The organism is Micromonospora gifhornensis (genome assembly GCF_016863515.1).
Lineage (GTDB): Bacteria > Actinomycetota > Actinomycetes > Mycobacteriales > Micromonosporaceae > Micromonospora > Micromonospora gifhornensis.
In genome coordinates this window covers 1-11,780 of record NZ_BOPA01000006.1, presented here as the reverse complement: position 1 = coordinate 11,780, position 11,780 = coordinate 1, and the positions used below count along the sequence as shown (strand labels likewise).

Here is an 11,780-nt window from a genome sequence, read left to right as displayed (position 1 = left end):
CCTCGTTCCGGTGATGGTCGGACCGCACAGCGTCACGTATGCCCTGCTGAGAGCCACCGGAGCGGAGCGAGACAGCAGGTAGATCGCCGTTGAACGTCGTCATCCGCCCCTCACCTCCTACAACGCGTAATCGGGTAAGCGGACCGAAAATCCTTCGGCGGACCTTCGGCACTGTTTCCGAATTGTCGCATTAGTCGCTCGATCAACTGACCCTACGACAATTACCCGACCACACCCGGCGACGAGCGCACCGTGGCACGTTCACACGCACGGTCGCCCTCCGGCCGGACACCGTGTGCGTCAGAGATCAGCCGGAGCACGCCCACGGGCGCACTCGAACCGCAGTACCCAGGACGGGCGCACCGACACGCAGCGCGACGGTCGGTCAGAACCGGTCGGTCGGACGGTAGAGGCCCCACACCTCGCGCAGCGCCCCGCACACCTCACCGACGGTGGCCCGCAGACGCAGCGCCTCCTTCATCGGGTAGAGCACGTTGGCGCTGCCGGTGGCGGCCTCCCGCAGATCGGCCAGGGCCCGCTGCACGGCGGCACCGTCGCGCTCGGCGCGCAGCCTGGCCAGCCGTTCGGCCTGCGCCGCCTCGATCGTCGGGTCCACCCGCAGCGGCTCGTACGGTTCCTCGGCGTCGATGGCGAACCGGTTGAGGCCGACCACCACCCGCTCCCCCGAGTCGATCTCCTGGGCGATCCGGTACGCCGACTGCTCGATCTCCCGCTTCTGGAAGCCCGCCTCGATCGCCTCCACCGCCGAGCCGTGCTCGAAGACCCGGGCCATCAGCGCGTCCGCCGCCTCCTCGATCTCCGAGGTCATCGCCTCCACCACGTACGACCCGGCGAACGGGTCGACGGTGGCGGTCAGGTCCGTCTCGTACGCCAGCACCTGCTGGGTCCGCAGCGCCAGCCGGGCCGCCTTCTCGGTCGGCAACGCGATCGCCTCGTCGAAGCTGTTGGTGTGCAGCGACTGGGTGCCGCCGAGCACCGCGCCGAGACCCTGCACAGCCACCCGGACCAGGTTCACCTCGGGCTGCTGGGCGGTCAACTGCACGCCCGCGGTCTGGGTGTGGAAGCGCAGCATCATCGACTTCGGATTCTTCGCCCCGAACTCGTCGCGCATCAGCCGGGCCCAGATCCGCCGGGCCGCCCGGAACTTGGCGACCTCCTCCAGCAGGGTGGTACGCGCGACGAAGAAGAACGACAGCCGGGGGGCGAAGTCGTCCACGGCCAGCCCGGCGGCGATCGCGGCCCGGACGTACTCGACGCCGTTGGCCAACGTGAAGGCGATCTCCTGCACGGGCGAGGCGCCGGCCTCGGCCATGTGGTAGCCCGAGATGGAGATCGTGTTCCACTTCGGCACCTCGGCCCGGCAGTAGCCGAACGTGTCGGCGACCAGGCGCAACGAGGGCTTCGGCGGGAAGATGTAGGTCCCCCGGGCGATGTACTCCTTGAGGATGTCGTTCTGGATGGTGCCGTTGAGCGCGGCGCCCGGCACCCCGTTCTCCTCGGCGACGAGCTGGTAGAGCAGCAGCAGCACCGAACCGGGCGCGTTGATCGTCATCGAGGTGGAGACCTGGTCCAGCGGGATGCCGTCGAAGAGCAGCCGCATGTCCTCGATCGAGTCGATGGCCACGCCGACCTTGCCCACCTCGCCGGAGGCGATCGGGTCGTCGGAGTCGTACCCCATCTGGGTCGGCAGGTCGAAGGCGACCGACAGACCCATCGTGCCGGCCCGCAACAGTTGGTGGTACCGCGCGTTGGATTCGGTGGCGGTGCCGAAACCGGCATACTGGCGCATGGTCCACGGGCGTGACGTGTACATCGTGGGATAGACCCCACGGGTGTACGGGTACCCGCCCGGCGAGCCCAGCCGGGAATCCAGGTCACCGGGGACGTCTTCCGCCGTGTAGACGTCCTTGATCGGGAAACCGGACTCGCTCAACCGCCACTCGCTCATCACCGGATGGTAGGACGAAGCAACAGCTCAGCCGGTTCGGGGTGGCGCGCGAGTGACCTTGACGGACGCCACGACGAGAGGTGAGGGGTCGCACACGTACCGTTCGGTTGGGGAAACGTCCGTCGCGCCGGCTTTCGCATCGGGCGTCTGAACCAGCAAGATAGGGGGGTTGTGTCCCAGCCCCCTCGACTTCCCCGGTGGCTTTTCTGTGACTCAGATCCCGACGTGGAGCGGCGGACCAGTCAGCACTCCCACCAATGGACGCGCAACACCCGGCACCGTCATCGGTGACCGCTACTCGTTGCGCTCGGCGGTGGGCAACGGCGGCATGGGCACGGTCTGGCGAGCCACAGACACGCTGCTGCGCCGCGACGTGGCGGTCAAGGAGGTCATCCTCCCGCCGGGGCTGGCCCCGAGCGACCGCGACGCGATGTACGAACGCACTCTGCGCGAGGCCCGCGCCGCCGCCGCCATCGCCCACCCGGCCGTGGTGCAGGTGTACGACGTGGTCACCGAGGCCGGGCGGCCGTGGATCGTGATGGAGCTGCTGGACGCCCGCAGCCTCGCCGACATGGTGATCGAGGACGGGCCGATCGCCCAGCGGGTGGTCGCCAAGATCGGCATCGCGCTGCTCGGCGCCCTGGAGGTGGCCCACGCGATCGGTGTGCTGCACCGCGACGTCAAGCCGGCAAACGTGCTGATCTGCTCCGACGGGCGCTGCGTGCTCACCGACTTCGGGGTGGCCCGGATGCCCACCGACGTGCAGCTCACCACGCCGGGCATGGTGCTCGGCTCACCGCACTTCATCTCACCCGAGCGGGCCATGGGGCAGGAGTTCGGGCCGCCCAGCGACCTGTTCTCCCTCGGCGTGACGCTCTACACGGCGGTGGAGGGTCGACCCCCGTTCGACCGGGGCGACCCGATCGAGACCATGCACGCGGTGGTCGAGGACCCGCCGGCCCCACCGCAGCGCAGCGGCCCGCTGACCCGGGTGCTGATGGGCCTGCTGGAGAAGGACCCGGCTCGCCGACTCGACGTGCACACCGCCCGTGCCATGCTGCGCGAACTGCTCGCCGGCCCGCTGAGCAGCAACGCCGCCGCGGTCAACTCGATGACCGACCCGTACTCGGTGATGCAGGTGCCGCAGCCCGCGCCGATCAGCGCGCCACCCGCCCCGGCCAAGGCCAAGCCGTCCGGCCAGATCGGCGGCTCGGCGATGCTCGCCCCCGGCGAGTCGCTCACCGACCGGCTGGCCGCGCTGCGCCGCGGTGAGCGCCCCGGCCAGGCCGCCCCGGTCAGCGCCGCCGCGATGGAGGAGACGAGCGCCGACGGCCTGGCCCGACCGGGTCAGCACGGCGCGATGTCGCCGCCACCTGTCGGCCGCACCTACGGCACCGCTGCGGACGCGACCCAACACTTCGGCGGGGCGGACGCGACGCAACGCTTCGGCGGAGCCGATGCCACCCAGCGGATCGGCGGAGCCGACGCCACCCAGCGGATCGGTGGGGCGGACGCCACGCAGCGGGTCGGGCCGGCGGCGTTCGGCTACGGCGGCGGGCAGCCGGAGGCCACCCAGCACATCGGCGGTGACTACGGCGGTCAGTGGCCGGCAGCGCCCAGCCAGCCGTACGGTGCCCGCCCGACGCCCACCGGTGGCAGCCCGCTGGACAAGGCGAAGGCGGCCGGCAGCCAACTGGTCGGCACCGTCAAGGGCTGGCCACGCAAGATGCAGCTCGCCGCGGCCGGTGGCCTGGTGCTGATCCTGCTGATCGGCATCGTGGCGCTCTCCGGCGGCGACGACTCGTCACCGACCACCCCGGTCGCCGACCCCTCCTCCTCCGCCGACGCCGGTCCCAGCATCGAGATGCAGGAGCACTCGGGGCGCGGGGTGCAGGTGCTGGTGCCCAAGGGCTGGAAGAAGGCCGCTCCCTCCGGTGCCGTCTACGTCGACTACACCGACCCGGAGGACAGCGGCCGTCGGGTGCGCATCCTGAACGAGCCGTGGCGTGGCGACTCGGCCCGCTGGGCGGAGGTCGCCGCGAACGGTCTGAAGAGCAAGTCGACATCCTGCGCCAAGCCGTACAACCAGATCTCGATGGCGCAGAAGGAACTGGCCGGCAAGCCGTCGGCAGAGTTCGAGTACACCTGCGGTCAGGGCGAGGCCATGCGGCACGGTGTCTGGCACGGGGTGGCCCACGACGGCCGGATGTACTCCTTCTACCTCACCGCCAACGACTCCCGCTTCGAGGAGAGCAAGCCGATCTACGAGGAGATGGTGAAGTCGTTCCAGCTCACCAACGCCGGCTGAGTCGGGGCGAGCGCCCGTGGTGATCCGCCGTCGTGCTATCAAGAGCCAATGGCGGCGGACACCGAAGACCTTGACAGCATTCGCGAGCGGGCCGAGCGTTGGCTCGCCGACGATCCGGACCCGGCCGACCGGGCGGAACTGCGGGCGGTGCTCGACGGTCTTCCCGCCACCGCGCCGGAGTTGGCCGACCGGTTCGCCGGACCGCTGACCTTCGGCACCGCCGGGCTACGTGGCCCGCTGCGCGCCGGCCCGAACGGCATGAACCTCGCCGTGGTCACCCAGGCCGCCGCCGGGCTTGTCGCCTGGCTCGCGGCCCAGGGCGGCACCGGCCCGCTGGTGATCGGGTACGACGCCCGGCACGGCTCCCGGCAGTTCGCCGAGCGGACCGCCCAGGTGGCCACCGGCGCGGGACGCGCCGCCCTGCTGCTCCCCCGACCGCTGCCCACCCCGGTGCTCGCCTACGCGGTGCGGCAACTCGGGGCGGTGGCCGGGGTGATGGTCACGGCGAGCCACAACCCGCCACAGGACAACGGCTACAAGGTCTACCTCGGCGCGGAACTGGGCGGTGCCCTGGGTGCCGGGGCACAGATCGTGCCGCCGGCCGACGCCGGCATCGAGGCCGCCATCCGGGCGGTCGGCCCGCTCGCCGAGGTGCCGCTCGGCCCGGCTGGTCAGGTGCTCGGTGACGAACTGGTCGCCGGTTACGTGGCCCGCGCGGTCGAGGTGCTGCCGGCGGGTGGTCCGCGCGAGCTGAACGTGGCGTACACCCCGCTGCACGGCGTGGGGGCGGCCGTGCTGACCGCCGCCTTCACCGCCGCCGGGTTCCCGGTGCCCGGGGTGGTGCCCGACCAGGCCGAACCGGACCCGGATTTCCCCACCGTCAGCTTCCCCAACCCGGAGGAGCCGGGCGCGGTGGACCGGCTGGTCGCGCTCGCCGAATCGACCGGTGCCGACCTGGCCATCGCCAACGACCCCGACGCCGACCGCTGCGCCGTGGCCGTGCGGGGCGAGCAGAGTTGGCGGATGTTGCGCGGCGACGAGGTGGGGGTGCTGCTCGCCGACCACCTGATGCGACGCGGGGTGACCGGCCTGTACGCCACCACCATCGTGTCGTCGTCGCTGCTGCGGGCCATGTGCACCGCCCGGGGCCTGCCGTACGACGAGACGTTGACCGGGTTCAAATGGATCGTCCGGGCCGGTGGCGGAGCCGAGCCGTTGGTCTTCGGCTACGAGGAGGCGCTCGGCTACTGCGTGGCCCCCGAGCACGTCCGGGACAAGGACGGCATCACCGCCGCGCTGACCGTCGCCGAGTTGGCCGCCGGCCTCAAGGCGCAGGGTCGTACGCTCACCGACCGGCTTGACGAGTTGGCCGCCGAGTTCGGCGTGCACCACACCGACCAACTCTCCGTACGCGTCGACGACCTGCGGCTGATCGCCGACGCGATGGCCCGGATCCGCGCCGCCACCCCGGCCACCCTGCTCGGCCAGCCGGTCACCGAGGCACAGGATCTGCTCCCCGAGGCGGACGTGGTGATCCTGCGTACCGACGCCGCCCGGGTGGTGATCCGCCCCTCCGGCACGGAACCGAAGCTCAAGGCGTACCTGGAGGTGGTGGAACCTGTCGCGGACGGCGACGTCGCGGCGGCCCGCTCCCGCGCGGCGCTCGCCGTTGCGACGCTCCGCACCCAAACAGCACACGCCCTGGGCATGTAAGGAAGGGCACCTTCTTAACGCCTGCGGTATAGGAAGGGCCCCCTGTTAACACCAGGTCAGTGGCGGGGGCCGAGGGCGGCTTGGACGGCACGGCCCAGGGCGGCCACCACCAGGCCGACCGAGGGGCGGACCACCGACCCCTCGATGCTGACCTCGCCGGTGAAGCCGGCCCCGCTGGCGATCTCCTCCAGCCGGTGATGGGCCTGCTCGGCGGCCTCGCCGCTCAGCCCGAGGGCGGACTCCATGCGGAGCACGGCGACCAGGGTCGCCAGCGCCGCGGTCCGCTCGTCCGGTGCCGCTCCGGTCAGCGCGGCGGCGAGCCGTTGCCGGGTGTCCGCCTCCACCGAGCGGTCCAGCACCGGATAGCGGTGTACGTGGATGAAGCCCAGCTCGGTCTCGTCGACATCGCGGACGACGCCGTGCTCACACAGGTCACCGAGGATCCGGTCGCGCAGGCCGTGGCGCAGCCGTTGCACCCAGGACGACGGGCTGTGCGGGGTGTCGGCGGCGATCCGGGTGAGCACGTCGTCGATGACCGGCTCACCGGTCGGCGTCGGGTCGACCACCGTCAGCGCGCCGTCGTCGTACGCGATCCGTCCGGCCAGGGCCAACTCGATCAGAGCCGCCGCAGCCATCCCCAGGTCGAGGCTGATCCGCGGCATGGTCGCCTTGCCGGTCTCGTCGTCGTACGCGAGCAGGAGCAGTTCCTCAGCAAGCGGAACACCCGTCATGCCTCAGAACGCTATCCCTACCCCTGCCCCCGACACCCCGCCTCGCCCCGTTGATCATGAGGTTGACGGCACAGGTCAGAAGCGGGGCATGCCGCCGAACTGGCGGTCGCCGGCGTCGCCCAGGCCGGGGACGATGAACTTGCTGCCGTTGAGACCCTGGTCGATGGCGGCGGTGACCAGGCGCAGCGGCAGGTTGGAGCGCTTGAGGCGCTCGATGCCCTCGGGGGCGGCGAGCACGCAGAGCACGGTGATGTCGGTGCAGCCGCGCTCGGCGAGCAGCCGGCAACAGTGCTCCAGCGAGCCGCCGGTGGCCAGCATCGGGTCGAGTACCAGCACCGGCAGGCCGTTCAGATCCCGGGGCAGCGACTCCATGTAGGCGCGCGGCTCGAACGTCTCTTCGTCACGGGCCAGCCCGACGAAGCCCATGGACGACTCCGGCAGCAGCCCGAGCGCGGCGTCGGCCATGCCGAGGCCGGCCCGCAGCACCGGCACCAGCAGCGGAGGGTTGGCCAGCCGGGTGCCTTCGGTGGCGGTCACCGGCGTCTGCACCGGGTACCGCTCGATCGGGAAGGAGCGCGCAGCCTCGTACACCAGCATGGTGGTGAGTTCGTGCAGTGCTGCCCGAAACGAGGAGGAATCGGTGCGTTCGTCCCGCATGGCGGTCAGCCGGGACTGGGCGAGCGGGTGGTCAATGACGAGTACGTCCACGATCGCTCAACCTACCCGCCGCCGACGGCGGCGCGCGGCCCCCCGGCCCGACCAGCGACCCTGCTCACCACCGGAGCGCATTGGTCAAGATCACTCACCATCGGTCTGCGTAGACTTCGGGACATGACGGCGACAGCGACGTCGGCCCACTCGGAACTCACCGAGCTGGGACGATCCGAGACCGCTCTGCGGACCTTCCTGCACGGCCTACCGGGCGTGGACCAGGTCGGCGCCGAGCAGCGGGCGGCCCAACTCGGCACCCGCTCCATCAAGACCACCGCCAAGGCCCAGGCCATCGACCTCGCGATCCGAATGGTCGACCTGACGACGCTGGAAGGCGCGGACACTCCGGGCAAGGTGCGGGCGCTCGCCGCCAAGGCGCTGCGCCCCGACCCGGCCGACCCGTCCTGCCCGCACGTCGGCGCGGTCTGCGTCTACCCCTCGATGGTCCCGTACGCGGCCGAGGTGCTGCGCGGTTCCGGGCGGGCGGCGGGCGGCACCGCCCCGCACCTGGCCAGCGTGGCGACGGCGTTCCCGTCCGGTCAGGCGCCGCTGGAGGTCAAGCTCGCCGACACCCGCGCCGCCGTCGAGGCCGGTGCCGACGAGATCGACATGGTGATCAACCGGGGTGCCTTCCTGGCCGGCCGCTACCGCGAGGTCTACGACGAGATCGTCGCGATCAAGGAAGCCTGCGGCGGTGATGATGCCGGTCGCCAGGGGCGACCGCGAGCCCACCTCAAGGTGATCCTGGAGACCGGCGAACTCGGCACGTACGACAACGTCCGTCGTGCCTCCTGGCTGGCGATGCTGGCCGGCGGCGACTTCATCAAGACCTCCACCGGCAAGGTCCCGGTCGCCGCCACCCTGCCGGTGACCCTGGTGATGCTGGAGGCGGTCCGCGACTTCCGCGCCGCCACCGGCCGGCAGGTCGGTGTGAAGCCGGCCGGCGGCATCAAGACCACCAAGGACGCCATCAAGTACCTGGTCATGGTCAACGAGACCGTCGGGCCGGACTGGCTGGACCCGGACTGGTTCCGCTTCGGCGCGTCCAGCCTGCTCAACGACCTGCTGATGCAGCGCACCAAGCTGACGACCGGCGTCTACGCCGGCCCCGACTACTTCACCCTGGACTGACCGCGATGTTCGAATACGCTCCGGCCCCCGAGTCCCGCTCGGTGGTGGACATCAAACCGTCCTACGGCCTGTTCATCGACGGCGCGTTCGTCGACCCGGCCGACGGCGGCAGCTTCAAGTCGATCAACCCGGCCTCCGAGGAGGTGCTCAGCGAGGTCGCCGAGGGCGGACCGCAGGACGTGGACCGCGCGGTCCGTGCCGCCCGGAAGGCGTACGAGAAGGTCTGGGGTCCGATGCCGGGCCGGGACCGGGCCAAGTACCTGTACCGGATCGCCCGGATCATCCAGGAACGCTCCCGCGAACTGGCCGTGCTGGAGTCCCTGGACAACGGCAAGCCGATCAAGGAATCCCGCGACGTCGACCTGCCGTTGGCCGCCGCGCACTTCTTCTACTACGCCGGCTGGGCCGACAAGCTGAACCACGCAGGCTTCGGCGCCAACCCGCGGCCGCTCGGCGTGGCCGCCCAGGTCATCCCGTGGAACTTCCCGCTGCTGATGCTGGCCTGGAAGATCGCCCCGGCGCTGGCCGCCGGCAACACGGTGGTGCTCAAGCCGGCCGAGACCACCCCGCTGACCGCGTTGCTGTTCGCCGAGATCTGCCAGCAGGCCGAACTGCCGGCCGGCGTGGTCAACATCGTCACCGGTGCCGGCGAGACCGGACGCGCGCTTGTCGAGCACGACGGTGTGGACAAGGTCGCCTTCACCGGCTCCACCGACGTCGGTCGGGCCATCGCCCGCGCGGTCGCCGGCAGCCGCAAGAAGCTCACCCTGGAGCTGGGCGGCAAGGCCGCCAACATCGTCTTCGACGACGCCCCGGTCGACCAGGCCGTCGAGGGCATCGTCAACGGCATCTTCTTCAACCAGGGACACGTCTGCTGCGCCGGTTCCCGGCTGCTGGTCCAGGAGTCCGTCGCCGAGCAGGTGCTGGAATCGCTCAAGCGCCGGATGGCCCAGCTGCGGGTCGGTGACCCGCTGGACAAGAACACCGACATCGGGGCCATCAACTCGGCCGCCCAGCTGGCCCGGATCAGGGAACTGACCGAGGCCGGGGCCGCCGAAGGCGCGCAGCAGTGGTCGCCGTCGTGCGAGCTGCCCGAACGGGGCTTCTGGTTCGCGCCGACCATCTTCACCGGGGTCACCCAGGCACACCGGATCGCCCGCGAGGAGATCTTCGGCCCGGTGCTGTCCGTACTCACCTTCCGCACCCCGGCCGAGGCCGTGGAAAAGGCAAACAACACGCCGTACGGGCTGTCGGCCGGGATCTGGACCGAGAAGGGTTCCCGGATCCTGTGGACGGCCGACCGACTGCGCGCCGGGGTGGTCTGGGCCAACACGTTCAACAAGTTCGACCCGACCTCGCCGTTCGGTGGCTACAAGGAGTCGGGCTACGGTCGCGAGGGCGGCCGGCACGGGCTGGAGGCGTACCTCAATGTCTGAGCGGATCGCGGTACGCAAGACGTACAAGCTCTTCATCGGCGGGAAGTTCCCGCGAAGCGAGTCGGGACGGTCGTATCTCGTGCAATCCGCGAACGTGTCGCTGGCCTCCCGCAAGGACGCGCGGGACGCCGTCGTCGCCGCCCGCGCCGCCGTGAAGGGCTGGGCCGGGGCCACCGCGTACAACCGGGGTCAGATCCTCTACCGCGTCGCCGAGATGCTGGAGGGCCGCCGCGAGCAGTTCATGGCCCTGGGCGTACCGGCCGACGAGGTCGACGCCGCGACGGACCGCTGGGTCTGGTACGCAGGCTGGTCGGACAAACTGCCCCAGGTGTACGGCGGCGCGAACCCGGTCGCCGGGCCCTACTTCAACCTCTCCGCCCCCGAGCCGACCGGTGTGGTGGCGGTGGTGGCACCAGAGACACCAGCCCTGCTGGGCCTGGTCAGCGTGATCGCCCCGGCGATCGTCACCGGCAACACCGTGGTGGTGGCCGCCTCCCCGACCGCCCCACTGGCCGCGGTGACCCTGGCCGAGGTGCTGGCCACCTCCGACCTGCCGGGCGGGGTGGTCAACATCCTCACCGGTCGCCTGTCGGAGACCGTGCCGACCCTTGCCGCGCACATGGACGTCAACGCGATCGACCTGACCGGGGTCACCGACCCCGAGTTGGCCGCTGACCTGGAGGTCAAGGCGGCGGAGAACCTCAAGCGGGTGCTCCGGCCGGTGCCGGTTGATCACGACTGGTCGGCCGATCCTGGGCTGGGGCGGATGACGGCGCTGCTGGAGACGAAGACCGTGTGGCACCCGAAGGGCGTCTGAGGTCTTCGGGTTTGCCCTAGCTGTCCCTGGGTGGGGTTTCTAGCTGTCCCTGGGTGGGTTTCCGGGGGAGCCCACCCGCTCCGGGCGGTCAGGCTTGATCCCTGCGCGGGTGGGCTCCCCCGGAAACCCGTCCGTGGCATGCGCCGTCGTCGGCTTACGAATCACGGGGTCACGGGGTCACGGGCACGGGCCACGGGCCACGGGCCACGGGCCACGGGTCAGCGTTCGGGTTGCGCTCGGGTTGCGTCCGCTTCTCGGTCAACGGGGTGAGGCGGGGCTGAGAGCAGCATGCGCTGTCGCTGCGGTTGTGGGGATCGGGCGGGCGCGACTTCCCAGAGGTTTGCTGGGTGCAGTGCGGGTGATGGCGCGTCAGCCCGGTCCTGCTGGGTGAGGTCTGCGTGGCCGCGCGCAACAACGCCGAAGTTGCTGGGTGCAGGCCGCGTCGACACCGCAACATCACCGAACTTGTCGAGGGCGTCCGGCGCGACGCCGCAACAGGACCAGGTGATGCCGCCTCAGCTCGTAGCTGCTGGTCGGGTCCGGCGTGACGCGCACAACCGACTGGGCTGGGCCCGGCGGCCGCTCGCAATACCGCCGAAGTTGCTGGGTGCTGCGTGGGGCAATGCCGCAACAACGCCGAAATTGCTGGGTGCGGGCCGAGTTGATACCGCAACATCGCCGTACTTGCTGGGCCTGGTGCGGGGCGATGCCGCAACAGGGCACTCTGCACCGGCACCTGTGCGTCCGCCACCGACAGCGCTTGTCCAGGCGGTGGCTCTGCAACAACGCTGAAGTTGCTGGGTGCACGCCGGCGCGATGCCGCAACATCGCCGCTATTGCTGGACCTGCTCCGGGACAGCGCTACAAGGGGGCGAGGTCGGGGCCAGCGCGGTCGGGGCCAGCGAGGTCGGGGCCAGCGCGGTCGGGGCCAGCGCGGTCGGGGCCAGCGCGGTCGGGGCCAGCG

The 11,780-nt window shown here is 71.0% G+C and carries 8 protein-coding genes; 5 read left to right on the top strand and 3 right to left on the bottom strand.

Going from position 1 to position 11,780, the window contains the following annotated elements:
* Window positions 1-385: 385 nt before the first annotated feature.
* Window positions 386-1,969, bottom strand: coding sequence for an acyl-CoA mutase large subunit family protein (locus Vgi01_RS03230; protein ID WP_204290092.1), 1,584 nt, complete (start codon window positions 1,967-1,969; stop codon window positions 386-388).
* 208 nt (window positions 1,970-2,177) lie between these two features.
* Between Vgi01_RS03230 and Vgi01_RS03225 the strand changes: the two genes are divergently transcribed.
* Entirely contained in the window at window positions 2,178-4,277 is a 2,100-nt protein-coding gene (locus Vgi01_RS03225; RefSeq protein WP_204290091.1) for a serine/threonine-protein kinase, read from the top strand.
* 48 nt (window positions 4,278-4,325) lie between these two features.
* The gene (locus tag Vgi01_RS03220) at window positions 4,326-5,990 is read left to right on the top strand and encodes a phospho-sugar mutase (RefSeq protein ID WP_204290090.1); all 1,665 of its coding nucleotides are present in this window, start codon (window positions 4,326-4,328) and stop codon (window positions 5,988-5,990) included.
* A gap of 56 nt (window positions 5,991-6,046) precedes the next feature.
* On the opposite strand, the gene Vgi01_RS03215 is transcribed toward Vgi01_RS03220, so the two are convergent.
* The gene (locus tag Vgi01_RS03215; RefSeq protein WP_102660277.1) at window positions 6,047-6,721 is read right to left on the bottom strand and encodes a GOLPH3/VPS74 family protein; all 675 of its coding nucleotides are present in this window, start codon (window positions 6,719-6,721) and stop codon (window positions 6,047-6,049) included.
* Between the two features lie 75 nt (window positions 6,722-6,796).
* A complete protein-coding gene (gene upp, locus Vgi01_RS03210; protein WP_102660278.1) occupies window positions 6,797-7,429 on the bottom strand; it encodes a uracil phosphoribosyltransferase in 633 nt (210 codons plus the stop codon).
* 123 nt (window positions 7,430-7,552) lie between these two features.
* Here upp and deoC point away from each other — a divergent pair, with 123 nt between their 5' ends.
* The 3 genes from deoC to Vgi01_RS03195 are packed head-to-tail and all read left to right on the top strand — an operon-like array spanning window position 7,553 to window position 10,816.
* Window positions 7,553-8,563: a deoxyribose-phosphate aldolase gene (deoC, locus tag Vgi01_RS03205; protein ID WP_204290089.1), complete on the top strand. Its 1,011-nt coding sequence runs from the start codon at window positions 7,553-7,555 to the stop codon at window positions 8,561-8,563.
* A gap of 5 nt (window positions 8,564-8,568) precedes the next feature.
* On the top strand, window positions 8,569-9,999 hold the full coding sequence (locus Vgi01_RS03200) for an aldehyde dehydrogenase family protein (protein ID WP_204290088.1): 1,431 nt from the start codon (window positions 8,569-8,571) through the stop codon (window positions 9,997-9,999).
* The gene (locus Vgi01_RS03195; RefSeq protein ID WP_204290087.1) at window positions 9,992-10,816 is read left to right on the top strand and encodes an aldehyde dehydrogenase family protein; all 825 of its coding nucleotides are present in this window, start codon (window positions 9,992-9,994) and stop codon (window positions 10,814-10,816) included. The genes Vgi01_RS03200 and Vgi01_RS03195 overlap by 8 nt, the downstream gene beginning before the upstream one ends.
* Window positions 10,817-11,780 lie beyond the last annotated feature (964 nt).